The 26,943-nt window shown below is 55.1% G+C and carries 20 protein-coding genes; 8 read left to right on the top strand and 12 right to left on the bottom strand.

Annotation, left to right across the window (positions count from 1 at the left end):
- Positions 1 to 29 precede the first annotated feature (29 nt).
- Positions 30 to 2,360: an EAL domain-containing protein gene (locus Q0796_RS02380; RefSeq protein WP_298439907.1), complete on the top strand. Its 2,331-nt coding sequence runs from the start codon at positions 30 to 32 to the stop codon at positions 2,358 to 2,360.
- Positions 2,361 to 2,505: 145 nt separating this feature from the next.
- Here Q0796_RS02380 and Q0796_RS02375 read toward each other — a convergent pair whose 3' ends face one another.
- Positions 2,506 to 3,513 carry an isocitrate dehydrogenase gene (locus Q0796_RS02375; protein ID WP_298439905.1) on the bottom strand — a complete coding sequence of 336 codons (1,008 nt, stop codon included), beginning with the start codon at positions 3,511 to 3,513 and terminating at the stop codon, positions 2,506 to 2,508.
- 208 nt (positions 3,514 to 3,721) lie between these two features.
- Between Q0796_RS02375 and Q0796_RS02370 the strand changes: the two genes are divergently transcribed.
- Positions 3,722 to 6,424: a prolyl oligopeptidase family serine peptidase gene (locus tag Q0796_RS02370; RefSeq protein ID WP_298439903.1), complete on the top strand. Its 2,703-nt coding sequence runs from the start codon at positions 3,722 to 3,724 to the stop codon at positions 6,422 to 6,424.
- Between the two features lie 106 nt (positions 6,425 to 6,530).
- Here the strand turns inward: Q0796_RS02370 and Q0796_RS02365 are convergent, their stop codons facing one another.
- Both Q0796_RS02365 and Q0796_RS02360 read right to left on the bottom strand, forming a co-directional pair.
- Positions 6,531 to 6,947: a DUF3192 domain-containing protein gene (locus tag Q0796_RS02365; protein WP_298439901.1), complete on the bottom strand. Its 417-nt coding sequence runs from the start codon at positions 6,945 to 6,947 to the stop codon at positions 6,531 to 6,533.
- A 62-nt stretch (positions 6,948 to 7,009) separates the two neighbouring features.
- Complete coding sequence (locus tag Q0796_RS02360; protein ID WP_298439899.1) at positions 7,010 to 7,414, bottom strand: DUF3192 domain-containing protein; 405 nt, start codon at positions 7,412 to 7,414, stop codon at positions 7,010 to 7,012.
- A gap of 202 nt (positions 7,415 to 7,616) precedes the next feature.
- Between Q0796_RS02360 and sstT the strand changes: the two genes are divergently transcribed.
- Positions 7,617 to 8,828 carry a serine/threonine transporter SstT gene (gene sstT / locus Q0796_RS02355; RefSeq protein ID WP_298439896.1) on the top strand — a complete coding sequence of 404 codons (1,212 nt, stop codon included), beginning with the start codon at positions 7,617 to 7,619 and terminating at the stop codon, positions 8,826 to 8,828.
- 681 nt (positions 8,829 to 9,509) lie between these two features.
- Here sstT and Q0796_RS02350 read toward each other — a convergent pair.
- The 7 genes from Q0796_RS02350 to Q0796_RS02320 all read right to left on the bottom strand — a co-directional run bounded on the left by Q0796_RS02350 (position 9,510) and on the right by Q0796_RS02320 (position 17,761).
- On the bottom strand, positions 9,510 to 10,322 hold the full coding sequence (locus tag Q0796_RS02350; RefSeq protein ID WP_298439894.1) for an MBL fold metallo-hydrolase: 813 nt from the start codon (positions 10,320 to 10,322) through the stop codon (positions 9,510 to 9,512).
- 163 nt (positions 10,323 to 10,485) lie between these two features.
- Positions 10,486 to 11,139 carry a DUF4937 domain-containing protein gene (locus tag Q0796_RS02345; protein ID WP_298439892.1) on the bottom strand — a complete coding sequence of 218 codons (654 nt, stop codon included), beginning with the start codon at positions 11,137 to 11,139 and terminating at the stop codon, positions 10,486 to 10,488.
- Between the two features lie 33 nt (positions 11,140 to 11,172).
- A complete protein-coding gene (locus tag Q0796_RS02340) occupies positions 11,173 to 11,865 on the bottom strand; it encodes an SDR family oxidoreductase (RefSeq protein WP_298439890.1) in 693 nt (230 codons plus the stop codon).
- Entirely contained in the window at positions 11,862 to 12,632 is a 771-nt protein-coding gene (gene xni / locus Q0796_RS02335) for a flap endonuclease Xni (protein WP_298439888.1), read from the bottom strand. The genes Q0796_RS02340 and xni overlap by 4 nt, the downstream gene beginning before the upstream one ends.
- Positions 12,629 to 13,984 carry a nucleotide 5'-monophosphate nucleosidase PpnN gene (gene ppnN / locus Q0796_RS02330; protein WP_298439886.1) on the bottom strand — a complete coding sequence of 452 codons (1,356 nt, stop codon included), beginning with the start codon at positions 13,982 to 13,984 and terminating at the stop codon, positions 12,629 to 12,631. Before ppnN ends, xni begins: the two co-directional genes overlap by 4 nt.
- Positions 13,985 to 13,994: 10 nt before the next feature.
- On the bottom strand, positions 13,995 to 15,560 hold the full coding sequence (locus tag Q0796_RS02325; RefSeq protein ID WP_298439884.1) for a GGDEF domain-containing protein: 1,566 nt from the start codon (positions 15,558 to 15,560) through the stop codon (positions 13,995 to 13,997).
- A gap of 113 nt (positions 15,561 to 15,673) precedes the next feature.
- Positions 15,674 to 17,761, bottom strand: coding sequence for a tetratricopeptide repeat protein (locus tag Q0796_RS02320; RefSeq protein ID WP_298439882.1), 2,088 nt, complete (start codon positions 17,759 to 17,761; stop codon positions 15,674 to 15,676).
- A 119-nt stretch (positions 17,762 to 17,880) separates the two neighbouring features.
- Here Q0796_RS02320 and Q0796_RS02315 point away from each other — a divergent pair, with 119 nt between their 5' ends.
- Positions 17,881 to 19,659, top strand: coding sequence for a PDZ domain-containing protein (locus Q0796_RS02315; protein WP_298439880.1), 1,779 nt, complete (start codon positions 17,881 to 17,883; stop codon positions 19,657 to 19,659).
- A 97-nt stretch (positions 19,660 to 19,756) separates the two neighbouring features.
- Here the strand turns inward: Q0796_RS02315 and rdgC are convergent, their stop codons facing one another.
- Positions 19,757 to 20,671, bottom strand: coding sequence for a recombination-associated protein RdgC (gene rdgC / locus Q0796_RS02310; protein ID WP_298439877.1), 915 nt, complete (start codon positions 20,669 to 20,671; stop codon positions 19,757 to 19,759).
- A gap of 219 nt (positions 20,672 to 20,890) precedes the next feature.
- Between rdgC and Q0796_RS02305 the strand changes: the two genes are divergently transcribed.
- The 4 genes from Q0796_RS02305 (at position 20,891) to Q0796_RS02290 (ending at position 25,338) form a co-directional block, all read left to right on the top strand.
- A complete protein-coding gene (locus tag Q0796_RS02305; RefSeq protein WP_298439972.1) occupies positions 20,891 to 21,850 on the top strand; it encodes a porin in 960 nt (319 codons plus the stop codon).
- Positions 21,851 to 22,185: 335 nt separating this feature from the next.
- Complete coding sequence (gene phoB, locus Q0796_RS02300; protein WP_298439875.1) at positions 22,186 to 22,875, top strand: phosphate regulon transcriptional regulator PhoB; 690 nt, start codon at positions 22,186 to 22,188, stop codon at positions 22,873 to 22,875.
- A gap of 113 nt (positions 22,876 to 22,988) precedes the next feature.
- Positions 22,989 to 24,296 (top strand): phosphate regulon sensor histidine kinase PhoR, encoded by a 1,308-nt coding sequence (gene phoR, locus Q0796_RS02295; RefSeq protein ID WP_298439873.1) that lies wholly within the window; start codon positions 22,989 to 22,991, stop codon positions 24,294 to 24,296.
- A gap of 67 nt (positions 24,297 to 24,363) precedes the next feature.
- Positions 24,364 to 25,338 carry a phosphate ABC transporter substrate-binding protein gene (locus tag Q0796_RS02290; protein ID WP_298439871.1) on the top strand — a complete coding sequence of 325 codons (975 nt, stop codon included), beginning with the start codon at positions 24,364 to 24,366 and terminating at the stop codon, positions 25,336 to 25,338.
- A gap of 103 nt (positions 25,339 to 25,441) precedes the next feature.
- Here the strand turns inward: Q0796_RS02290 and ppx are convergent, their stop codons facing one another.
- The gene (ppx, locus tag Q0796_RS02285; protein WP_298439870.1) at positions 25,442 to 26,938 is read right to left on the bottom strand and encodes an exopolyphosphatase; all 1,497 of its coding nucleotides are present in this window, start codon (positions 26,936 to 26,938) and stop codon (positions 25,442 to 25,444) included.
- Positions 26,939 to 26,943 lie beyond the last annotated feature (5 nt).

Raw genomic sequence — 26,943 nt, 5'->3', positions numbered from 1 at the left:
GTAAACAGCAGCGTAAGGCACACTCTTCATTGGCATCGTTTCGGCAAAACATCTGGGCCCTCTATTGGGGCATCCTTCTCTTTAGCTTCGCATTGCTGAGCTACACCTTAGCGGTGCAATGGCAAAACACGCAGGCGCGAGAATACGATCAGCTCAGTAATACGGCAAAAATGCTGTCGCACAGCGCCCGTTCGGTCTTTCGTAGCAAAGAGATGGTGCTGGATCTGTTGGGTGTTGAACTGATTGATAATGATGGGCTATCCCCAGAAAATCTCAGTAAAACCGTGCGCGCACTGGATCGCATTCTTGAGTTTAATGAAGAGGTTGATGCGTTAGCGGTTATGGGCGTGGATGGACGCTGGTTAGCCGTAAGCAGCAATCTGGATGCGGCAAAATTGCCCCATTTGCCAACGGATCCGCTTACGGCGGCATCTTACGCCCGAGCGTTAACCCAAACCAAGATGGTGTTGGGACGCACCTATGCCCACCCATCGATGCAAAGTCGGTTGGGGATCCCCTTTCGCAAAGCCATTCGAGATCCTCAGGGGAACGTGCTGGCGGTCTTGGCCGGTCGCATCACCCTAAGCAGTAAATTTCTCTACTTCAGCGCCGATTTTCATTTAGAGCGGGATAACGAGATCAGCTTTTTACGGTCACAGGATCAGTATTATCAATTGCGTTTGGCGTTGGATAGCAGCGCCGATGATTATCGTTTCCCGCTCAATCTCGCTGAGATCAATCGCATCGTGTTTGCCAGCAGTAACGGCCAATACGCCACCTTGGCCGAGGCCGAGCAGCATAATGCCCTGTTAACCTTCGAGCGGAAACAATCACTGGGCCAATTTTTAGTGGCTTCGGCCTACGACGCCCGTTACGAACTTTGGGCGTCGGTAAAAAGCAATAAAGCCTGGTTGTTGCAACATTACTTCCAGCACATTTGGTTCTACCCATTGTTTTACGTCAGCTTTTTGCTGGTGCTGTTTTACCTTTTCCGTTTGGTTGGCACGGCAGAGGATGAGCGGCGGCGGGCGTTGTTACAGCAAGCGGTGTACGATCCGTTAACAAGCCTACCCAATCGAACTCACTTACACCGCAGCAGCAAACGCTGGATGGCGCGGCGCGACAGCTTTTCATTGCTGTACATCGATCTAGATCATTTCAAAAAAGTGAATGACGGTTTTGGCCATCAGGCGGGGGATGCGGTCTTGAAGCAAACGGCTCAGCGGCTGCTGCAGCGTCTGCCTAAAGGGGCGCGGGCCTGCCGTTATGGCGGTGATGAGTTTATCGTGTTGCTGCCCCAGAACACCGATATACAGCGGTTGTGCGAACAACTGGTGCAAGATATGGCCCAACCGATCTCACTCGATGGCTTGCACTGCGAGCTGGGCGCCAGTATTGGCGTAGCGCACTACCCCGAGCACGGCGAAACCTTAGATGATCTGCTGCGCGGCGCCGACATTGCCATGTACGAGGCGAAAAAATACCGCAACCGCAGCTGTGTGTTCAGCAGCAAAATTCAGCAAGATCACGCCCGCCGTTTAGGCATGGAGCGGCAGCTACGATTGGCATTAAGCGCCAATGAGATGTACCTGATGTATCAGCCCCAAGTGGACAGCAACGGCCAGATTTATGGGGTGGAAGCCCTGCTGCGGTGGCAAAACGCGGAGTTTGGCTTGGTCGCGCCGGATGAATTCATTCCGTTAGCCGAGCGTTCGGGACAGATGTTGGCGATTGGCCAGTTTGTGATTGCCACCGCACTGCACGAGATTGGCCAGTTACAGCAGCACTTGCCACAGCCACTGAAGTTGTCGATTAACATTTCGGTGAATCAATTCATGCACGAGCATTTTTTGGCTGAGCTGGAACAAGCGATAACCGACAGCGGCGTGAACCGTGCGGATGTGGTGCTGGAGATCACCGAGAACCTGTTTATTGAAGATGTGAATGCGTTATTGCCGCTGCTTAATCAGTTGCATCAACGGGGCATTAAAATCTCGATGGATGATTTTGGCACCGGATTTTCATCGCTAAGCCTGTTGCGGCAGCTGCCGGTGGATGAGTTGAAGATCGACAAAAGCTTTGTTGATGACATCCTCGAACAGGATACCGCCCGCACCATGGTGAAAAGCATTGTGGATATTGGTCGTAACTACCAGATGACGCTACTGGCAGAAGGGGTTGAGCAGCCGGAACAGATGGCGTTATTACGCCAATTCGGTTGCCAATGTTTCCAAGGCTACCTGTTCTCTAAACCGGTCAGTGTGGCGCAGTTGCTGCCGTTATTGCAGGGCCAATACGCATTGGCTACTGAGGCGCCGCCCAAGACGGAAGCCGCTGTTCGCCGCGTTAACGTTGCCTAACGTGACCGGCAGCGATCCCGTCGAGTTGGGGCGGGAACAAGGGCAGACAAAGCAAGTCGACGTTGGCCCAGCAGCAACCAACTGCGGCCATTAAGCCAATAAAAAACCCCGCAATGGCGGGGTTTATGCGAGTGCCGTGGCGCGCTTACAAGCGAGCGATAATGGCGTCGGTAAAGGCCTTGGTGCCGGCGTTGCCGCCCAAGTCTTTGGTCACGCATTCGCCAGCGGCGATGGTGGCCTGCACCGCGGTGCGGATGGCGGCGGCTTTGTCGGCCATACCCAAATACTCCAGCATCTGGATCGCGCCTAAAATCAGTGCGGTTGGGTTCGCCAGATCTTGGCCAGCGATATCAGGCGCACTGCCGTGTACCGCTTCGAAAATGGCGCTATTGGCGCCAATGTTGGCCCCTGGGGCCATGCCCAAGCCGCCAACCAAACCAGCACATAGATCCGACAGAATGTCACCAAACAGGTTTGTGGTGACCATCACGTCGAACTGGCTTGGATCCATCACCAGCTTCATGCAGGTGGCATCCACAATCATCTCTTCCGACTGAATGTCGGGGTAACGCTCGGCCACTTCACGGGCAACCTGCAGGAATAAGCCAGAGGTGGTCTTCATGATGTTGGCTTTGTGAACGGCGGTAACTTTCTTACGGCCTTCTTTACGGGCTAATTCGTAAGCAAAGGTACAGATCCGCTCGGCGCCTTCACGGGTGATGATGCTCTTCGCTTCCGCAATTAAGCCATCTTCGCTCATCACCTGACCGGCACCGGAATACATCCCTTCGGTGTTTTCACGTACGGTGATGATATCCACGTTATCGTAACGGGCTTGGGTGCCTTTAAGAGACAGCACCGGACGCACGTTGGCGTACAGGTTGAACTGCTTACGCAGGCTCACGTTGATGGAGGTAAAACCGGTACCGATTGGGGTGGTCAGTGGGCCTTTCAGGGTAGCGGGGTTTTTCTCGATCAGCGCCAGCGTGCTTTGTGGCATCAACTCGCCGTGCTTCTCTAATGCGGCTAAGCCCGCATCGGCATGGTCATAAGTAAAGTTACAGCCCGCCGCATCAAGCACTTTCAAAGTTGCTTCAACAATATCGGGGCCAATGCCGTCGCCAGGAATAACGGTGATGGTAGTAGTGGACATATCAACTTCCTTCCACGTGGTCGTGTTTGAGTTGCCTCCCTCTTATTCCTGTGACAGGACTGGGGGGCTTTGTTAGCATTATGCGGCGAGTAGCATACCGACTTTTACACTGTTCTTACAGTTGATTTGTGCGGCATCACGAAAATGGAATTATTGCGAGGCTGGCGTGACAAAAGGATTGGTTAGATTTCTCACCTTATTAACATTCATGGGGTTGGCCGTTACGGCCACAGCGAAACCGGTCACCCCTGCGGTGGTGATGGACTTCGAAAGTTTGACGGCACCGCTGTTGTCGGACAATGGGCAAACCCTTGCCTATGTGGCGCAGCCGGATCGCGGTGATCCCAGCGGTAAGCTGCAGCGCATCGGCGGTAATTTGTTTACCTTGCCGGGCGCCAGCAAACCGATGCTCAGTGCCGATGGCCAATTTGGGTTATTTGTGTTGGCGCCGGATCTGCTTAGCCGTGAAAACGCCAGTGGCAAAGCCAAAAAACAGTTGAAGTCAGATCGACTGTTAGTGAACAGCCAAACTGGCCAGCAAACCCATTTCGAGCGGGTAAAACAAGCCTGGTTTAGCCACGATGGCAAGGTGCTGGTGTTATTGCATGAAAACGCCGCTGAGCCAGATAAGAAAGAGAAAAAAGCGCCGCAACCCGCCGAGAAAATCGATAACGACGACGCCAATAGCAGCGGCACCTCGTTAACGGTGCGGGATCTGCAAACCGGTCGTACTCGGATCATCAGCCACGTATGGCAAGTGGCGGTTGCCGCGGATCAATTTGGGGTGGCGTACAGTACGCGCACCGCAGACAACAGCAACAATGGCGTGTATCTGCTGAATGACGACCTAAGTTCTGTGCTGGTGCACGCTGAAGCGGATCACATCAGCGGCGCCATTCGCTTCAGTAAAGATGGTCAGCGGTTGGCGTTCAGTTGGGGCAAGGTCGATACCCCTAAGCGTCAGCGCAGCCATAAAGTGGCTCTGTATGAAGCCGAGGAAGAGATCCGCTGGCAAGATCTTAACCATGCGGATTTCTTAGTGAGCGGGTACAGCGAGCTGACCTTCTCGAAAGACAACCAGCGCCTGTTTATTGGCCGCCAAGCCCGCCGACCACAGGTCAGCAAGCCCAAGGACTTTGCCGATAACGCCGCCTTAACCGATCCGAAGCAGTTGCAAGCCAAAGCGGGTTTAGTGCTGTGGCATGGCGACGACAAACTGATTAAAAGCCACGAACAAAAGCGCTTTAAAGAGGAGTTTAAACGCCAATATTTAGGCGTGTGGCAGCTTGAAAGCGACGACTTTGTGCAGCTGGCGGATCCGCAATTGGATGGGGTGGAAGCCAGTGACAACAGCCGCTACTTGCTGGGTTACAGCAATCGCCTGTACCAAAAGATGATCTCTTGGGCGGGCTTCTACCGCGACTGGTACCTGATTGACATGAACAACGGCAGCCGCCGGTTGTTGGTTACCCAAACTTTGAATGCCGATAAGCCCACACTGGCCGCCGATGGCAGTGCCGTGGCGTGGTACGTGCGTGGTGAGCTGTTCTGGCACGACGTGGCGCGTAATCAAACCAAGAAGGTGGGCACTGGCTTTGCCAATGAAGATCACGATTACCCAAGCCCAGCGCCAAGCTATGGCTTTGGCCCGTGGTTGGGCGACGGCAATGGCGTCATCGTTTACGACAAGTACGATCTGCATCAACTGCGACAGGGCAAGTTGACTCCGCTGACCAAAGGGCGCAGCCGCCGCACGATCTATCGGGTGGTGGAACAAGACAGCGAGCAGCTGTGGCACCCCGCCCAGCAGCCCTTGTTACTGCACAGCGTAAATGAACGGGATCGCAACGAAGGGCTGCACCGCTTGCAGCTGGCTACCGGTACGCTCACCCCGTGGCAACAACAGCAAGGCCGATTGCGCTTTGTGGCCAAGGCGAAGCGCAGCCGTGCCGCGATATACCAACTGGAACGCTACGATCAATTCCCTGACTTGTACCTAAGCAACGGCACCGAAGGCCGCCTTGAGCGGGTGACTTTTCTCGGCGATCAGCTTTCCGAGTTGGATTGGGGTCAAGCGCGGATGGTGAACTGGCGCGACAACAACGGCACGCCATTGCAAGGGGTGGTGATCACGCCGCCGGGTTGGGATGGCAATACGCCGCTGCCAACCATCATCTATTTCTATCGCTTTATGAGCGACCGCCTGCACAAGTTCCCCCAGATGGCTCTGAACCATCGGCCTAATCTGCCGTGGTTCTCCAGCAAGGGCTACGCCATCTTCTTGCCGGACATCCGCTTTGAGATTGGCCAGCCGGGGCAATCCACTCAAGATGCTTTGCTGCCAGGGGTAGAGCGCTTAGTGCAACTGGGGATCACGGATCGCAGTAAAGTGGGGTTACAGGGGCACTCTTGGGCGGGTTACCAAAGTGCACAACTGGTTACGCAAACGGATGCCTTTGCTGCGGTGGTGACTGGGGCGCCGGTATCGAACATGACTTCGGCCTACACTGGGATCCGCTTAGGCAGTGGCTTAGGGCGTCAATTCCAGTACGAAACGGGGCAGAGCCGCATCGGCCAAAGCCTGTATCAGGCGCCGCAGCGGTATATTGATAACAGCCCGGTGTTCCATGCCCAAAACATCAATACGCCGATGCTGATCATGTTTGGGGATCGCGACGATGCGGTGCCTTGGCAACAAGGGGTCGAACTCTATCTGGCGATGCGCCGTTTAAGCAAGCCGGTGGTGATGCTGCAATACCAAGATGAGCCCCATCATCTGAAGAAGTACCCCAACAAACTGGATTACAGTTTGAAGATGATGGCGTTTTTCGATCATCACTTGCAGAACAGCCCGGCACCGCAGTGGTGGCTTAATGGCCAACCGTGGCGTCAGCCGGATCCAAAGTCCTAGCGGGCATTGATTCGGCGCCGGTGGCGCTCTCGGTCAGTGCATTGGTGATGATCAATACCGATGCACTGACCGTGCGGGATGATGATGGCAGTAGAGAGTAGGGGGCTTAATGATTTTGTTGTTGGTTGCGGCTAATGGCAAACTTGGCCGCTGCGGTTTCGCCCCACTCCACTAACTTACCGTTTTTAAACAGCAGCGGTGTGGTTTCATCAAGGCTGGTAAAGCCGTCGTTAGAGCGATGGTGAGTACGGTAGCGCAGCAACAGCCACTGTTGACCAAGCTGATCAGTATGGGCGTCGGTGAAATCGGCGCTGCCCAATTTGTCGAGAATATCCAGATTGCCCTTACCGTATTGCAGCTGAGCGATCAGAGCGGCGTTGCGCTGTTGCAGTTGCAGCCAATCCAGAGGTTCAGGGGTAGGTTGCTGCTGGCGCCAGATCCCATACAACAGGCTGAGCAGCAAAAGCGCCAGCAGGGCGAAACTGACGCCTCGGGTTAAATCAAATAAGTTGAGCTTTTTCATCGCTCTATTCTATCCAATCCTATTGTTATGCTGGCGCTCTAGCCCCCATCGCCAGCAGCGGTTTAGCCGCTGTTACCCAAGGTTAACTTCTGCAGCGCAGCGTCGCCCCAACTATTGAGCGTGCCATTACGAAACACCAAGGGGGTGGTTTCGTTAAAGGTGGTTTTGCCATCGCCTTCGGTGCGATGGGTGCGATAACGCAAAATTTGGATCAGATCGCCACTGGGCTCAGAGTAGGCCTCGCTAAAGGTCGGGCTGCCTAACTTCAGCACCACTTGATCCACCGATACCCCCGGTTGCAAGGTCGCGATCTGCTGCAAATTGTGGCGTTCGCGATCTTCCCAGTCTAAGTCGTCTGGGGTCTTCTCACTTGGCTCCCACACCATCACCGTCGCAATAACGAAGATTAAGTAGGCACCGACGGCACCGAGCACCACTGGCAGCACCCGACTACGCTTTTGGGACATGTTGTTGCACCTTTGTTGTGTTTTTGACTAACTCTATCAGTGTGCATTGTTGTCGGCCAGTTGGGTTTTTTAACAAAGGGTGTCAATTCTTTTCTAAAGTGGATTAAACGTAGACGCTCTGGTGTAAAAGTTGCTAAAACGGCGTAATAAGCAGCGAGTTGTGCTGTGATTAAAACGATAAGACCACAAGTGAAGTAAATTGATGAATCAACTCAAGAGTATTTTTATTCAGCTTGCCCAAGGCAGCCTGGTTAAGCAGATCCTATTCGGCCTAATGGCAGGCATTGCGCTGGCGGCGTTGGCCCCCGAATCCGCCCAATCTGCGGGTTTGCTGGGCAACTTTTTCGTGTCGGCACTGAAGGCGGTGGCCCCCATATTGGTGTTCATTTTGGTGGCTTCCGCCATTGCCAATAAGAACCCGGAGCAAGCCACCAATATGCGGCCGATCATCGCCTTGTATCTGCTGGGCACCTTGGCTGCGGCCATTGCGGCGGTGGCCATGAGCTTTCTGTTCCCAACCACGCTGGCGCTGACCGCCGATGCGGTAGCGGCGAACCCGCCCGAAGGGATCGCTCAAGTACTCAATACCTTGCTGTTTAAAGTGGTGGATAACCCGATCAATGCACTGATGACCGGTAACTTTATTGGGATCTTAGCCTGGGGCATCGCCTTGGGGTTATCGCTGCACCGTGCCAGCAGCGCCACCAAAATGGTGTTTAAGGACGTGGCCGACGGCATCACCAATATCGTGCGAGTGGTGATCCGCTTTGCCCCTGTGGGGATCTTTGGTTTGGTGGCCAGCACCATTGCAAATACCGGCTTTGAGGCGCTGTGGGGGTACAGCCACCTGTTGGCAGTGTTGCTTGGCTCAATGGCGCTGATCGCCTTAGTGTTCAACCCCGCCATCGTGTTTTGGAAAATTCGGCAAAACCCTTATCCGCTGGTGTTCCAGTGTTTGCGTGAAAGTGGGGTAACCGCTTTCTTTACCCGTTCATCGGCGGCAAACGTGCCGGTTAATATGGCGCTGTGCAGTAAGTTGGATCTGCACGAAGACACCTATTCGGTTTCGATCCCTCTGGGCGCCACCATCAATATGGCCGGTGCGGCCATCACCATTACCGTATTAACGCTGGCGGCGGTGCACACGCAAGGTGTGGTGGTGGATCTGCCCACGGCGCTGCTGTTGAGTGTGGTGGCCGCGGTGTCAGCCTGCGGTGCCTCGGGCGTTGCTGGCGGCTCGCTGCTGTTGATCCCACTGGCGTGCAGCCTGTTTGGGATCAGCAACGACGTGGCGATGCAAGTGGTGGCAGTGGGCTTCATTATTGGGGTGGTGCAAGATTCGGCGGAAACGGCGTTGAACAGCTCCACTGATGTGCTGTTTACGGCGGCGGCAGACATGGCCGCGAACCGTTAACTCTTTGGCGGCACCACGGTGTTACTCAAGCCCGCAGCCGGTGCTGCGGGCTTTTTTGTGGCTGTGTATTAGTTAACTGTTGGCGTTGCTGCGCGGTAGCTATTGTCGCCTACGGCGAGCTTCGATGGCACTGCTTTCATGTGGTTCTGTCGCAGTGGCGACGGCACCCAAAGGGATTCTCCCTTTGGGATCCCATTGCCTTAGCACAGCTCAACTTTCGCTCCTTGCACTGCGCCATTCGGTACTGCATCGATGCGCCATCCATGGCTTAGCGATGCACTCGCAACATCCTGTTGCTCAACCTCATTTTGCAGTACACCGCTCAACGCTGTGATGCGGCAGTAAAGCCGGTGCAGCGTATCTGTCACGGCTAAGTAATCATCTGGCGGTGATAGCTTTCTGCCGACTTGGTGACGCCGAGTGCAGCAGTGATGAAGTAAAGCCGAAGGCAGGATGCCGCAGAGGCCAGTTAAACCATGGATGGCGCATCTGGCCGTTGCTGCAACGCAATGCTGCGAGAACGAGGGGCCGTCGTCACCTCGGAGGCGCTCGGGATTGCAAAGGGACTCGTCCCTTGCCCGCCGCCGGGCGGTTCCGGCAATGATCTTTATGCCGCAGCGGGTCATGCACAATAAGTTCAACAGCTCATTGGTACACAGCCCTTTTTTGTGGCTGCAGCCTTTAACTTAAATCCGTTACTTGTAAGGCGGAGCGAACCAAATTGGTTTTACAGAAATTGTGGCCAGATAAGTAAGCCATCATGTCCTCTTTACCAAGCAAACGCTTTACGATTTGCGCCAGTGGTAACCCTTGTTGTTGCAGCGATTGGGCGTGACTGCACAGCTGACGCATGTTATCGAGCTTGGTTTGCAGGGCACGATGACCTTGCTCTACTGGGCCACGATGGGGGCACAGCAGGGTGTCGAAATCCAATCGCAATACGGTGCGTAAGCTGGCCATTAACTGGCTGAGATCCTCATCAATGCGGAAGTAGCGGATGGATTTAGACAGGTACAGATCGCCACTGAACAGGTAGCCCTGCTGCGGTAAATGAAAACAGGTGAGATCTCGGGCGTGGCCGGGGGTATGAACCGGGATGATTGGGCTGCCATCAGCCAGTTGCAGGTGCGCCGGAAAGGCTTGGGTGACAACGGGCTTGGGTTTGCCCCACAGCAGTTGCTGGATCCATGGGGTGGGGTAGCCATCGCGCAGTTTATTCAGCGCCTGAGTTGGCGCATAAGGGGTAAGGCCATACTGGGCGGCAATCGCCGCCGCATTGGCGCTGTGATCTTCATGGTGATGGGTGATCAGCAGTTGCCGGATGGGCTGCTCGGCAATAAAGCGCGCAACCTCTGGCCACTGGTTGGATGGGCCAGTATCGAACAGCGTATCGCCGATGCGATAGACAATGAAAGTGGTGTTGATCCCCAGATTAAAGCGGCCAACTCGCATCCCTTCGGCGCAGCCATGTTGGTAGCGTTTCCTTGCTGGCATAGCGCCCTCAGTTAAATTCAAACAAGTGTTTAATATACTGACCGCATCGGCGCTTAGCAATTTGGTTACATGTGGGGAGAATTTGCGCGAACTTTGCCGTGCTGGTGCTGGTGCTGGCTTGGATTAGCGATTGAACGGTTAACGGCTGAAAGATTGGCGGCGGTTACAAGCCTTGGGGGATGAAACGGTCAATGGACGCTGGAACAAGATCCCAGCGGGGTTCGATGTCGATGATGATCGTGGCAGAGCCAAGATCAGCACTCAACGCACCGCTAGCGGCATAGTCTGTCGTCGTGTTGCTGGCTACGGCCACGGTAGGGCTGGATAAAAACCGCAGTCGAAGCGCCTTGTCGGTGGGGGCCAGCGGCAACAAACGCTGCGGTTGGCCAAAGGATGATCCCAGTGATGGGCAGCGCGGTTGTTGTAACGGTTCTCTTGGTGGCGAGAGGCGGCCATCAGTGACGGTTTCCAGCTGCAGCTGGGTTGCCTGATTAGGCCAAATAAGTGACTGAGCATCAGCAAGCTGGAATCGGCTCACACGGCAGTGGCTGTAATGGCGCTGTTGTTGCAAATTATCGGCAATCACATCGTGCTGCTGCGTCATAAAGTGATTCAGGGCTGCGCTGGACTGCCACAGGCCAATGATCAGTGCTTGTTGGCCGCGTGGTTGGCGTTGTTGATGAGGATGTTGTTGCCAACCGCCAAACTGACCGAGAAAACCGGGGCAGTCGACCAACGCCGACCAGCCCCGTTGACTGTCGCTAAAAGCGCGTTGCTGCTCTTGGTTTACGTTACAGCGGATCAGTTTGGCGATCATGGATGCGCCTTTAGTTGCGCTGGGATGGCGGTGTTACCACGCCAGTTCGCGGCCATCGTAGTTACGGAACTCACCGCTGGTTTGGATGGTAAGCGCATCAATCACCTGAAGCATGCCGCTGACCGAGGTGTGGGTGTCGATCAGCGCATTGGGGCCGCCCATCTCGGTTTGCACCCAGCCTGGGTGCAGTAGCATCACCGCAATGCCGCGTGGGGCTAAGTCTTGCGCCAAGCTTTTGCCGATGGCGTTCACCGCCGATTTAGAGGCGCGGTAGAAATAGGCGCCGCCTTTTTGGTTGTCGCTGATCGAGCCCATCATCGACGACAGAATCGCCACCTTACTGCTGCGGCCCAGATTGTCGGCTAACGCCTGCACCAGCAGCACTGGCGCTAATACGTTTACGTTCATCACTTCGTCAAACCCTTCTGAGTTGAGCGAGCCAAAGGCAACCCCTTTGGGGCCGTAAACGCCGGCGTTATTGATCAGCGTATCGATGCGGCGCTCGCCCAAATAGGCTTGCAGCCCCTGCAACTGCTGTGGTTGCGCCACATCCAACCCCACCAGTTCCAGTTGGTGCGGATGGGCGGCAGCGATGGCACTGAGCTCGGTGGCGTGTTCTGGGTTTCGGCAACAGGCGATAACCTGATCGCCACGATTAAGCAGCTGGCGAACAAATTCTAAACCGATGCCGCGGTTAGCACCGGTGATTAAGGTGGTGTGGCTCATGAGGCTTCCTTATTGAGTCGGAATTGGCTCAGATTAATGTTTAATTCAATGTTGCGGCGCAGGCGCACCAATTGGTAGCTCAGGCGGGCATTGGCTTTGTGCTCAGCCAGTTTTTGCCCCAACTTGCCTTCGGGTAAGTCGTTGGCGTAGATCGCGGCCAAACTCGGTTGTTGCTGCAACAGTTGTTGGGCGGTTTTCTTGCCGATCCCGGGCACGCCGGGAATGCCGTTGCCGCTGTCGCCAGCCAGCGCCCAAAAGTCCAGCAGTTGCGATTGCGGAACGCCCACCTTTTGTTGCAATAATTCGGCATCAATGGCGTGGCCGCTGAAATGATCCCACTGGCTAATGTGGCTGCTGTGCAGCTGGCCAAAGCCTTTGTCGGTTGAGAGGATCAAGACATGGCCGCCGCGGCTGGCGACTTTGCTGGCCACGGTGGCGATGATGTCGTCGGCTTCGATGTTGTCTTGCTGCACCGATTGCACCCCTTGTTGTTCTAAGGCTTGGCGTAACTGACTGAGGTTATCGGCCAAGTCTTGGGGCATCGGTTTACGCTGGGATTTGTAATCGGGGTAAATGTCGCGGCGCCAACTGTGTTGGTGGCCGCCATCCCAGATCAACATGGCGTGGCTGGGTTGGTGTTGGCGGCGGGCTTTGGTCAGTGCTTGTTGGCAGCGTTCAAACAAGGCGTTGGCGTCGCCAGCGGGCACGGCCGCATGGATGCGGCGGATCAAATTCAGGGCGTCGATTAGCAGTAAGCTGGTGCTCATCCGTGTTGGATCTCGTAACAGGGTTGGTAGTGGCCTTGCAGTTTCATCCGCCCTTGGGCGACAAACGCGGCAAGTAGGTGGTCCATGCGTTTCATCATGGCAGCGTCACCGGTTAATTGGAATGGACCGTGTTTGGCGATCGCTTTAATGCCGCTGCCTTTCACGTTACCGGCAACAATGCCTGAAAAGGCTTTGCGTAAGTTGCCCGCCAATACCGCGGTGTTGTTGCCCGGTTGCAGGGCAAGGTTGGCCATCGCTTCGTGGCTGGGTTCAAACGGCAGCTGAAATTCAGGTTCTATCTGCAAGCTCCAGTTAAAGGCGAAGGCGTCGCCGGTACGCTGGCGAAACGCTTTTACTTCGGCGGTTTGCTGCTTGATATGGCGAGCAACGGCCACGGGATCGTCAATGATAATGCGATAGCGACTTTGCGCTTTGGGGCCCAAAGTGGTTGCGATAAATTGATCTATTTCATCAAAGTAGGCGCGACTGGCTGCGGGGCCGGTTAAGACCACCGGCATCGGTTCATCGCGATTGGCGTCGCTGAGTAAGATCCCCAACAGATACAGCAACTCTTCGGCGGTGCCAACGCCGCCGGGAAAGATAACGATGCCGTGGCCTAGGCGAATAAAGGCTTCCAGCCGTTTTTCAATGTCGGGCAGGATCACCAGTTCGTTGACAATCTGATTAGGTGGTTCGGCGGCGATGATGGACGGTTCGGTCAGCCCTAAAAATCGACCGTCTTTGATCCGCTGCTTGGCGTGGGCAATGGCTGCGCCTTTCATTGGCCCTTCCATTGCGCCGGGGCCGCAGCCCGTGCAAATGTTGAGATCCCGCAACCCCAATTGAAAACCCACTTCACGGGTGTATTGGTACTCGACGTCGTTGATGCTGTGGCCACCCCAGCACACCACCATATTGGTTTTGCCGCCGGCGCTGATCGCTTTGGCGTTGCGGACAATTTCGAACACCACGTTGGTGATGTGCTTGGCGTTGGACAGATTGATGTGGGCGAGGTTTTCGTAGCGATCGTTGATGTAAAGCAGATCGCGCAGAACGGCAAACAGGTGCTCGCGGATGGAGCGCATTAAGCGGCCATCCACCAGCGCATCGCTGGGGGGATTGTGCAGTTCCAGCATGACGCCGCGTTCTTGCCGTAAGACTTTTATCTGGAAATGTTGATGCTGGCGGAAGAGTTCGGTGCTGTCGTCGCATTCAATGCCTGCGGCCAGCACCGCCAAACTGCAACTGCGAAACAGTTGGTACAGATCGGAATTGGCGCTGTCGCGCAGACGTTCTACTTCCAGTTGCGACAGCTGATCCAAGCTGCCTTTAGGACGCACTTGGATCTGCATGCGCACTCTCCTATTGGTCGAGTTCTACCCGGTTACGGCCGTTGCGCTTGGCTCGATATAGCGCGGCGTCGGCGCGTTCGAAGGTTTCTTGAATGGTTTCGTTTTCGCCCACTTGAGCCGCCCCGATGGAGACGGTAATGCTTAAGCGTTCGCTGCGAAACTTAAACGGGATGGTGCGGATCTTATCGCGGGTGCGATTGAGGATCTGCAGTACCTGTTCTTGGTTCACCTCTGGCAATAATAGAACAAACTCTTCGCCGCCGTAACGGGCAACAAATTCTTCTTTTCTAAGGGAGTTTTTCAATGCCATCGCCACCACCTGCAGGGTTTTATCGCCGGTGCTGTGACCATAACTGTCGTTCACATTCTTGAAGTGATCAATGTCGGCGACCGCCACCCACAGCTTGCTGCCGTAACGGCGCACGTTGCGGTATTCGCGTTTCAGGTGTTCATCTAAGGCGGCACGGTTGGGCAACTGGGTCAGGGTATCGACCATGTTCAGTTTTTGCTGCTCGACCAGTTTTTCTTTGTAGCCGCTGGCTTCATTCCCCAAGGTTGCCAGCTCTTTACGCATTGAATCCATTGAGTTTTTTAAGCGTACGAAGTCGCTGTGTTGCTCGGATTCTCGTTGCTTCAAGATTTGTCGCAACGCCAGCAATTCGCTGCTGATGTGGCGCTTTAGGTCGTCCAGTTCAGTGGCGTTACGAACGTGATCGCCCAGTTCGATGCATTGGTTGCTGATCTGGCGATTGCTGTCACGCTGGTGACCAAAGTTGCGTACCGTTACCGCCCAGTTGTCGTTAACCGAGTCGCGCACCACATTCAGGCACTCGTTAATGGCACTTAAAAATTGGTGGCTGCTGTTTTTCTCGCGCACGATTTCGCCCATCAGCAGGTTGAGCACCTGTTGGTAGGCTTGCAGCAAGCGTTCAACCGTTACCGAGCCGGCCAGTTCGGCCTTCAGTGCGGCAATGGGATCGCGCTCTTCGGGGCGAAACTCCAGATCGGATAGCAGGTGGGCCAGTTCGTGAGCCAGCTGCTGGTGTTCGTTGGTGGCGGGGATTGGCTCGCCTTTTTCGATCCGTTCCATCAACAAGCTTTGGTAGAAACCGGTGAGCTTGTTAATTTTCGGCAGATGATCCCAAACGCTATAGGTGGGGCGCGAGAGCTCTTGTTGGAAGTAAGTGAGCTCACGCTGCATCTGATCGGGGATGTCATCGATAATGGCGATGTTGCGAGCCAGACTGGCCATGGCGTCTTGGCTGCTTTTTAGCTCAAGTTGACCCTGCTCGGAACGGTCTTGCAGCACTTGGCATAATTCGGCCAGTTCTGGCAGCAGCGCTTGCACGTTGCTTTCGCTGGTAAGTCGCGATCGCAGTTTAGCAAGGCGGGTATCCAGTTCCAGATCTTGGCCCTTGCAGCTCAAGGTGAGTTGCTGAACGCAATCAAGTAAACCACGGATCTGCGCCTGATTGGCTTCAACCAGGGTCAGCAGTTTACGTTGCGATTGTTGGGCGGCCACCAATTGTTGCTCGAGCAACTCTTGGGTGCTGGCGGCGGGGGTGTTATCGGTCATGCAAACCTCACCGAAACTACTGCAAACAAACAACAACCTCCAAAAAACACCGTGCCGCGGTTTAGGTTAACCAGCGGCATACTTCAATTGTGTTATTTATACCATAAATGGCATTACTGCCCTATGTCAGCCTGATTGCTTTCCGTTGCGATTGGCGTGATCCGAGTCTCGTTTTCTGGGGTTGACGATTGCGGCCACAGAATATCATCGCTGTTGTGATTGCTGCAGCAGCGGATCACACCGTTGTTGATGCACTTATTTGCGCTTTGGTAGATGGCATCGGGTTTCAACAGCGGCGCATTCAGTGCCACCGGTTGCAGTAACACATAACAATGATCTTGATATTTATGTTGTTGTTCGATGGCACCGGCCAGTGCCAGCTGTGCCAACTGCAGGCTGCACTCTGCCGGTAGGTGCAGCATGGAACCCGGCTGGAACGGCAATTCAATGGCACCAATGGCGACATGGGCACCGCCACATTGTTGCAGCAGTGGCCAAGAGCCTATCCGTTTTTGCAGCGATTCAATCCAATCGAGATCCTGCTTATTGGTGACCGTCATGGCAAACAAGCCGGGGCTTACCTCGTACAGGCGCACCAGCCCCTCTTGGTGGCCCAATCGAATGGCAATTTGCTGGCGTAAGCGGTTGAACTCTTTACTGCCGATCTGCAATTCCCAATTGGGCAGCTGCCCCAGTTGCAGCAACAGCATCATGCCGTTGTGCTCGGGGATCGCCTCCATCAAGGCGGAACGGTTCGGTAAGCTGCTGTCGCTGTGGTGATAGGCTTGATGCCGTAGCAAGCGGCCGTGGCGTTCTGATTTTCCGCGCTGACGCATGTTCCATAACAGGGCCAAGGTTAATAGCAGAAACAGCGGCAACGCCACATAACGTTGGTCGGTTAGGATCCCCACTTGGGTTTGCAGTTGCTCTTTGGCGCGTTCTTCCTGCTGCAATTGTTGACGCAATTGCTGTTCCGCTAAAACACGAATGGCCACCTGATCGTTTTTCGCTAAGGGCTGCAGTTGAATGTCGGCATGCTGTTTCAGTTGCTGCCACGCCAGTTCGCTGTCGCCATTAGCCAAATTGGCTTTAGACAGCAATAACAGCAACGCTTTGCGCTGCTTAGAACGGTAGCTGTCCAGCTGTTGTTGCAGCGGGGCCAATACCTGCAGTGCGCGTTCTGGGGTGGATAAGCGTAAGTAGGCCTGCGCTATCTGCATGCCATTTTCAAACAGGTAGCGTTTGTGTTGGCGCTGTTCAAACACGGCTTGCGCCAGTTCGAGGTAACCCAACGCTTTGGTAAAGTTGCCCTGTTGGTTGTAACTGCGGCCTAGATCGAGTTGAGCCGATGCGGTGGCTAAAGTGGACTGCACCGGCTTGAGCGCGTCGATGGTCAATAAGTGGTAATAGATCGCTTGGTTAAAATCGGCTTTGGCTTCGTGGATGTAGCCCAGCTCTGACAAGGCATTGGCGTGCAGGTGCTGCAGCTGCATTTGCTGGCTCATTTCGGCGGCACTGTGGGCGTAATGTAGGGCACTGTTGTAATCGCCATTATCGCGGAACACTTGGCCAATATAGAGCTGCAAACGGGTGGCGAGGCTGTCGTCATCCACCTGCGGCGCCAGACTTAATGCCGACTGAAAATATTCCACCGCCAGCTGAAAGTTGCCCATGGAACGATTGAGTCGGCCCAGCTGTTCATTCAACAACGCGATGCGGGCGTTATCGGCAATGGCCAAGGCGCGCTTGCGGCCATTTTTAAGGGTTTGCTCGGCGTCTTCATACCGCTGCAGATAGCGCTGTAAGGAGCCGCGCTTAAGCAGAACGTCGATGTGCAGCCGCACCGCATTCGGTGACGACAGCGGCGCCAATTGCATGCTGGCTTGCTGGAAGATCTCCAACGCGCGCTCAAATTGGCTGTGCATCGAGCCGGTCAGGATCCCATCAAGTAAGCCAAAATGGCCCAACTGCACTGGCGTCAGTTCCCGTTGCGATAATTGGGTAAGCAGTTGCTCGGCGTGTTGCTGCTGACCCAGCTTGATCTGAGCGTGGGTGAGTGCCAGTAATCGATCCGATTCAATTTGAGTATTGTTGCCACGCTGGGGCAACAGGGCATCCAGCAACTGCTGTGGCTGCTGTACAAATTGCTGTTTGGTTTCGGTGAGTTGCTGCTGGGTTAGGGCTTGCGTGGAGGCAGTCAATAAAAGCAGACAGCTGACGAGCACACGCAACATAGGAGACCCTAATCAAACGAAGTAAAGAGCTTGTATACTGCCAGCGAGACAACATGATAACAACAACATTTCGGAAAGGATTCGCTATGAAATTGAACCCGTTAATTACGCTGACGGGGCTGCTGTGGCTGCCTTTGGCGCAGGCACAAGTAGACTACAACATCGACATCAACGATCCGGTGCATCACAGCGCCGATGTGAATGTGGTGTTGAACCACAACGGCGTTGAGCCGTTAACGGTGCAGCTGCCCAACTGGCGCACCGGCAAATACACCATCTTACCGTTGGCCGATGGCATTCGGGATTTCGCCGCCACCGACGCGAATGGCCAGCCGTTGCCGTGGCATAAAAGTGCTCGGGGCCAATGGCAAGTTGCCGCCGGTTACCAAGGGCCGGTGACAATCAGCTATTCGGTTACCGCCACAGAGCTGGGGCAGCGCAGCCGCCACATTGACGACAGCCACGCATACCTTGATGCTTCTGGGGTGCTGATGTACAACCCAAAGCAACGTGACGAGGCACTGACTGTGTCGTTACAGGTGCCGCCGTCGTGGCGTTCGGTTTCGGGGTTGCCACGGTTGGGTGAGCACCAATTTAAGGCCGCCAATTACGATGTGCTGATCGACAGCCCGATTGAAACCGGCATTCACCAAAGTTTCAGCTTTAAGGTGGATAAGCGCGATTATGAGCTGGTGATCTGGGGGGAGGGCAATTACGACACCACCGCGATGGTGGCAGATCTGAAAGCGTTGGCTGGCGCAGCCGGTGAGTACTTTAAGGGCGAATACCCATACGACTACTACCTGTTTATTGTGCACGCCACCAGCGGCGCGCGAGGCGCCACCGAGCACCTCAATTCAACGGTGATCCAGCGCCCCCGTTGGAGCTTTGCTAAGCGCAAAGATTACCTGAGCTTTATCGCCACCGCCGCCCACGAATTGGTGCACACCTGGAACGTGAAAGCGTACCGGCCACAAGGGCTGATCCCCTACGATTACCAGCGTGACAACTACACCGATATGCTGTGGTTTGCGGAAGGGGGCACCAGTTACCTGCAAAATATGTGGTTACTGCGTGGTGGCGTCATGACCACCGAAGAGTATTTAGCGGATGTGGCCCGGCGCATCACCGAACACCGCCGTCGCCCAGGGGTGGCGAAACAAACCGTGGCGCAGGCCAGCTTTGATAACTGGATTGCTCGCGGTGGCGATTACGGCTTTAACAACAGCGTGTCGATCTACTCTGAAGGCTACATGGCCAACTGGTCCTTGGATCTGTGGTTGCAGCAGCAGGGACAATCGATAGCGCAATTACACCAAGGGCTGTACCAACAACACCGGATCCCGGTGGGGTATAACGCGTCGCAGATGCAAACCCTGATCAACAAAATTGCCAATAAAGACAGCCAGATGTGGTGGCAACAGCACATTGAACAGCCGCTTAATCTCGACTTTGAGGCGATGTTGGCGCAGGTGGGGCTAACCATGAAATGGCCAACCAAGCAGATCCTAGATATGGGCGTAAGCATCGACGATGACAATCGCTTAACCAAGGTGGCGCGTGGTGGCCCAGGGTGGCAGGCAGGGTTAACCGCAGGGGATCAGATCCTCGCCATTAACGGCTTGCGCTTTGATGGCAAAACATGGCCACAGCAGTGGGCGCAATTGGCTGATAATCAAAGCGTTACGCTCGATCTGTTTCGCCGCGACAGCTTAATGAGTGTGAGCGTAACCCCAACAAAAATTGCCGATGGCAAGTTGAAGCTGGTGCCATTAGCTGGCGCCACTGCCGCACAGCAGGCGGCGTTTACCGCATGGACAGGAGCGGCGTTTCCCCAAGCGAACCCCGCCGCCGAGGCAGAGTAAACGATAGCGTTGCTGTGGGTTAGCGGCTTTACAATCGAAAACGCCAGCGCAAATGCGCTGGCGTTTTTTCTGGGGCTAAGCTTGGACTTAGGCAGCCTTAAATGGTGTCGTCAACGCCACCCATGGCATCCAGCAGGTTCGGCCACATCTTTTCAAACTCACCGCACATCAATGCAAAATCCGCATCCAGTCGAGCGGCCAGATCTTCTTTGTCGATGTCTTCGTTTTGTTCTTGCAGCACATCGGCAAACTTTAAGCGCTTTAGCGACAGATCGGAATTCAGCACAAAACTGATGCTTTCCGACCAATCCATTGCCAGCTTCGAAGCCAGCAAGCCGCTGTCGAGGTAAGCGCGCACTTCGTCGCTGTCCAGCGGCAGATCTTTCAGTTTCACGCTGCCACCGGCTTCGGCCAAGCTTTTTAGCTCAGTTTCATCTTGCACTTCAAAGTGGTTGCCAACGCGGCCAGTGCGAACCCAATCGGTCATCGCTTCTTCTGGCAGGGTGTTTGGCATCAACGGTGCCACCGGCAAAGAACCGATGGCTTGGCGCAGCAGCGACAGCAGCTCTTCAGCGCGGTTGGCGCTGGAGCAGTCCACCAAAATCAATTGCTGTTTCGGCATGATCAAGGCGCGTACCTGCTTGCGGCGGCTGAATGCGCGCGGCAGCAAAACGGCGATGATGTCCTCTTTCAAGGCGTCTTTTTCAGCCTTACGTGCCGGACGGCCTTGTTCGGTTTCCAGCGCACTGATGCGTTCGTCCAGCTCTTCGCGGATCACCGATGCGGGCAGCATCTTCTCTTCTTTTTCGATGGCAATAAGCAGGTTGTCGCCCGCGGCATGCACCAAGCTTTGCCCCGCTTTATTCCCCAGCGCCTTCACAAAGCCCAGCTTGCTGATCTCTTGGCTGGTGGCAGGGGTAAAGCAATAAGCTTCAAGCTGCTGCTCTAACTCTTCCACCGGCCAGTTGATGGCTTTGGTAAGACGGTAAGGTTGGGCGTTTTTAAACCACATGTGAGTACCTGATTCGATTGAAGGGAGTGCTGGTGCGGCAGTGTAGGGAAAACCCATGTTTGGCGCAAACAAAGGGCGTTTTTGTAATGACAACAATGAAAAAACGATGTAATAAAAATGTCATGGGCGTTTGAAATATAAGTGTCATAAAACACTGACATTATCCGCCCTGTTTTCTGCGGAACCCAGAAAGCAAAAATTAATAAACAAGGAAATGAGATCATGTCTACCAAGCGTACTGTTTTGGCTGCTGCATTAGCTGCTGTTTTTGCCCCTGCTGTAGCGACTGCTGCCCCATTGACCGTATACGGTAAGCTTAATATTGAAGCCTCTTTTAATGACTTTGATGCAGCGAGCAAAGCGGACGAGGCAGAAACCGAGATCCGCTCTAACTCGTCACGAGTGGGCATTAAAGGCGATCTGGAGCTGAGCCAGTCCGTAACGGCTTTCTACACCATTGAGTATCAAGTTAACACCGACGACAGCGACGATAACTTCAAGCCACGCAATCAGTTTGTTGGCCTAAAAGGCGATTTCGGTGCGATCTCTCTGGGTCGTCAAGACACGATGTTGAAAAAGTCTCAAGGCAAGGTAGACATCTTCTCGGATTACGCCGGTGATTTGAAAAACTACGGCTTGAAAGGCGACAACCGTGGTACGGAGACTCTGTCTTACCTGACCCCTAAAGTGGGGTTGTTCAGTGCGGGTATTACGTACCTTGCTGAAGGCGCGGATAAGCAGATGGGCGCTGACGATAAGCTAACCGATGGGTTCTCTATCGCGGCGATGTATGGCGATGCCAAGTACAAAAAGGCCAATTACTACGCGGCACTGGCTTACGATAGTGACGTTGCCGGATTGGACAGCATTGTGCGCGCCACCGTGGGCACAAAAGTAGCTGGGGTAACCTTAGGCGCACTGTACCAGCAACAAGAGCAGTTTGCGGCTGACAGCAAAGATGGCTTCTTAGTGTCGGCGGCCTACGGCATGGATGCCCTGACGCTGAAACTGCAATACACCGACCTGGAAGACACCGCAGACGGTTTCTCTGTGGGGGCCGATTACCAGTTGGCTAAAGCGACTAAAGTGTTTGGTTACTTTACCGATCGTTCTTACAACAAAAGCGAAAACAGCAAGTCCGGCTCTTTTGCTGGCGTAGGCGTAGAACACAAGTTCTAAACCTTGGCTTAGGTTCAAGCAAAAGGGAGCTGCGGCTCCCTTTTTTGATCGGCGTTGGCGCCGCCGTTACCGCCACTTGGTTTTATGACAGAAATATGACGACAGTTGCGCTATTTATCACCGATAATGGCGTTGTAACTGCCCAGCAATGATGGCCAAGCACTCTGCGTTACACCGTAAAAAAACGAACAGCAGTAACGGTTTGGAGTAAATGTTGGTTGCCAGTGGTAAATTTGTTATTAAATTCACAATCCCTGCGGTTAAGGTCATATTACTGTCACTTAATTGCCCGATAATCATTCGCGAATCGTCACTTCTGGACCCTGAATACCGCTATGACTGCAAATATTTTGATTGTTGAAGATGAGTCTGCCATCCGCGAGATGCTGGCGTTTGTGTTGGACCAACATGGTTTTCGCACCTCCAGTGCCGCTGATTACGATCAGGGCTTGGCCGCGGTCGTTGAACCTTACCCGGATCTGATCCTGCTGGATTGGATGCTGCCTGGCGGCAGCGGCGTGCAGTTGGCAAAAACCTTACGCAGCAATGAGCACACTCGGCAGATCCCAATCATCATGTTAACCGCTCGCGGTGAAGAGGAAGATCGGGTGAAGGGCTTGGAAGTGGGCGCCGATGATTACATGACCAAGCCGTTCTCACCGAAAGAGCTGGTAGCGCGGATCAAGGCGGTACTGCGCCGCGCCGCACCCACTCGCTTAGAAGAGGCGGTGGAAGTGCAGGGGCTGCGCTTAGATCCGGTTTCGCACCGAGTCACCATCGACGAAGCCAATCTGGATATGGGGCCAACGGAGTTTCGCTTACTGCACTTCTTTATGACCCACCCAGAGCGAGTTTACAGCCGCGAACAGTTGCTGGATAACGTTTGGGGCACCAACGTTTACGTGGAAGACCGCACCGTCGATGTGCACATTCGCCGTTTGCGTAAAGCGATCCAAGATCAGGGCCACGATCGCCTGATCCAAACCGTTCGCGGTGCCGGTTACCGCTTTTCTACCCGAGTGTAATCCTCGCCTGGGCAGCCATCGGCATTCGCTGGCTGTTTAGGGGGATGACGGCTGAAGTTACTGCTTAACGCCAGCGAACACGGCCTTGCCAAAGCAACCGATAGAGTAGATCCATGTTTGAAGAGTATTCCCGTTCGCGCTTGCTGATCCGATTGCTGTTGTGGTTTCTGCCCTTCGTGATAGTTGGAATGACCCTGGATCTGCTGCCGTGGATGCTGCTGGCGGCCACTTGGGCGCTGCTGTTGTGGCATTACCGCCACCTATTGCGCTTGGCCAACTGGTTGTGGCGCGAGCGCAGCCTAACCCCGCCCCACGGCAGTGGCAGCTGGGAGCCGATCTTTAACGGCATCTACCGCTTGCAAGGCAAAAACCGTCGTCGTCGGGCCCACCTCGCGCGGATGCTGACCCGCTTTCGCGAAGGCGCAGAAGCGCTGCCTGATGCCACCTTGGTGCTGGGCTCGGAAGGGCAGATCCAGTGGAGCAATAATCTGGCTGAACACTTATTGGGGGTGCGCTGGCCGAAAGATGGCGGTAATCGCATCCACAACTTGGTGCGTCACCCCCGTTTTGTGCGCTATTGGCATAAGCGGGACTTCAGCGAATCCCTTGAACTGGTGTCGCCACTCAATGACGATCGGATCTTGGAGATCCGCATCATGGCGTACGGCGACAGCCAGCACCTGTTGATTGCCCGGGATATCACCCGAGTGCGGCAACTGGAAGAGATGCGCCGCGACTTTGTGGCGAATGTGTCCCATGAACTGAAAACCCCATTAACGGTATTGCAAGGTTACGTTGAGATCATGCAGATGACCGCCGAGCCGGACTCGATGATGGCCAAGCAGTATGCGGCGATGGAAGAGCAATCGCAGCGCATGAAAAGCTTGGTGGATCGGTTGCTGGTGTTGTCGCGGATCGAATCGGCTACTGACATCGATTTTGAACACAAGGCGGATATGCCCGCCATCTTGCAGCGCGTTGAACAAGAAGCGCTAGAGCTGTCCAATGGTCGCCACCAGCTGCAGTTTGTGGTGGACAGCCAGTTGCAGGTGTTTGGTGATGAGATGCAGCTGCACAGTGCCTGCGCCAATTTAGTGCAAAATGCGGTGCGCTACAGCGACGACGGTGCCACCATTACCGTGCATTGGCAGCTTGAGGGCGATCGCCCTTGCTTTAGCGTTAGCGACGGCGGCGAGGGGATCGCCCCAGAACATCTGCCGCGGCTAACGGAACGCTTCTATCGGGTGGATCGCGCTCGCTCTCGCGATACCGGCGGCAGTGGCCTTGGGTTGGCCATCGTTAAGCACGCGCTCAGTCACCATAATAGCCAGCTGCAGATCCACTCGGATCTGGGGGTTGGCAGCCGCTTCTGGTTTGAACTGCCGGCGGTGATGCACGCCAAACAATCCTTGCAGGCCTAACGCTGTGGTTGGTTACATCAGCGGCTGCAAATTTCCCTCACCCCCAGTTGAGCACGGGAGTGCCCTCATGAAACGCGCCTCGCGGCTGCTGGCCATTGCCTTTATCGCCAGCAGCTTAAGTTTGGCCGCCCACGCCGCGGCGGATCCCACCCTAACGCCATACCAAAAGCGCAGTGGCGTCTCGGGCAACCTGTCGTCGGTGGGATCAGATACGCTGGCCAACATCATGACCTTATGGGCGGAGCAGTTTCGTCAGTTTTACCCCAACATCAACCCGCAAGTGCAAGCGGCGGGATCCTCCACTGCGCCACCGGCTTTGGCTGAGGGCACCAGTCAGTTTGGGCCGATGAGCCGGAAAATGAAGCCCAACGAACGGGATGCCTTTGTGAAGCTTCATGGTTATCCGCCCACGGCGGTGCGGGTGGCGATTGATGCGTTAGCGGTGTTTGTTCATAAAGACAACCCCATCACTGGGCTGACCGTGGCGCAGGTGGATGGGCTGTTTTCCGCCACGCAGCAATGCGGTGGCGACAGCCATCAGCGTTGGGGTGAACTGGGGTTAAGCGGCAATTGGCACCAGCGCGACATTCAGCTTTATGGGCGCAATTCGGTTTCTGGCACCTACGGTTATTTTAAGAAAAAGGCGCTGTGCAACGGCGACTTTAATGCTTCGGTTAATGAGCAGCCGGGATCGGCCTCGGTGGTGCAATCGGTCGCGACCTCGATCAACGCCATCGGCTATTCGGGCATTGGCTATCAAACCGCGGGGGTGAAGGCGGTGCCGATCGCCAGCAAGGGAGGCGACTTTATTGCAGCGAATCGAGATAACGCCGCCGCCGGTCGCTATCCCCTGAGCCGCTACCTGTACCTCTATGTCAACAAACACCCCAATCGACCGTTGGAACCGCTGGTGGCGGAGTTTTTAACGTACATCCTGTCGGCACAAGGGCAGCAGGTGGTCGCCAAAGAGGGCTACATGCCGGTGCCTGCGGCAGTGGTGGCGCGGGATCTGGCTAAGGTTGGCATAACCCTGGCGCCGTAACACCGCGCCGTAACGCTGCTTAGGCCTTGGTTTGAGGGCATCTTGGCTGCGGCTATTAGCGGCAGACTTGAGTGTTTGACCTTTGTGGGGCTAAAAGCCGCCCTTAGTGCGCCGCTGGCGGCCGTTGGTGCAATTCTAATTGCCAGTCGATTTGTTGCAGTTGCCGCTGTTCTTGTTCCAGATCCGCCCACAACAATGGTTCCTCGTCGCTGTTAAACGGCAGTGACAGCACCAGTTTATTGGGGTGCCAGTGTACGTTGGGCATCGCCATTTGATGACGCCGCCCCAGATGCCAGAGCGCCGCCAGCCGCAACGACACCAACAAGTGCTGCTGGCTAAGGGGATCCGCCAGTTGCAGCAGCAGCGGTTGGCATTCGTCCAACCGCTTGCGTTGAAAGCGCCCTAACCAACCCAGCAGTTGTTGCTGCTCTACGGTAAAGCCAGGCAGGTTGCTGTTGCTGAGGATATAGCCGCTGTGGCGGTGCATCCCGCGAAAATTCAGTGATAAGCCCACCTCTAACAAGCGCGCGGCCCATTTCAGCAACCGCTGCATGGGGGCGTTGTGGCAGGGTGAGCTTTTAAAGAAGGCGCTGGCGCTTTTGGCCACCTGCTTGCCGTGGCTGGTATCAACATGATGCAACCGCTCCATTGCGGCAACGGTTTCACGGCAGATGGAGTCGTGATCCTGTTCCCCCGCCATCTCTACAATTACCCCTTCGCGCAGGGCGGCACTGCTAAAGCGCAGCGGCGTTAATTCGAGGCTGCGAAAACAGGCCAACAACACCGCCAATCCAGCGGGGATCACCTTACGCCGCGATTCCGGCAACTGGTTCAGGGCGTCCGTGGTGGCGGGGTGGCCGTCTATCAACTGTTGGCGCAGCTGTTCGAGTTGCTCACGTTCTAACGGCTGGGATTGGTCGCCATCACTGCACAGTTGTTGCAGCGCCTTGATGGTGCCAGAGCAACCAATGACCTGCTGCCAACCCAAACGGTGGTAGCGTTCGAGCAAGGGCTCTAACTGCTGCTGTGCGGCCACAATGGCGCGGTTAACCCCTTTACTGCTGAGTTTGTTGGTGGCGAAGAAACGATCATGAAAACTGACGCAGCCCATGTTGACCGACTCCATCAGTTTCGGGCTGCGGCCTTGGCCAATGATCAGTTCGGTGGAGCCGCCGCCGATGTCGATAACCAAGCTGTTGCCGTCAAGTTCCAACGATTGCGCCACCCCTTGGAAAATCAATCGGGCTTCTTCGCTGCCGGCGATCACCTCGACGGGGGTAGCGAGGATCTGCTCTGCGGGTTGCACAAAGCGTTGCCGATTGGGGGCGCTGCGTAGGGCGTAGGTGGCCACCACGCGAATGTCGCTGATGTCACTGGCGACCAGGTGTTGGGCAAACTGGCGCAGGCAGTCAAGGCCGCGTTCGATGGCGTCGTCCGCCAGATTGCCCTGTTGATCCATGCCTTGTGCAAGCTGCACCCGTTGCTTGATCCGGTGCAGCATCTGCACTCGGTTTTCCAAGATCCGAGCGATGGCCAGATGAAAACTGTTGGAACCTAAATCAATGGCGGCAATGGTGTCGCCAACGCGGGCGTGTGACATGGTTG

Source organism: uncultured Ferrimonas sp. (assembly GCF_947489035.1).
Taxonomy (GTDB): Bacteria; Pseudomonadota; Gammaproteobacteria; order Enterobacterales; family Shewanellaceae; genus Ferrimonas.
The sequence above is the reverse complement of the archived record's forward strand: the minus strand, read 5'-3'. Positions and strand labels throughout refer to the sequence as shown.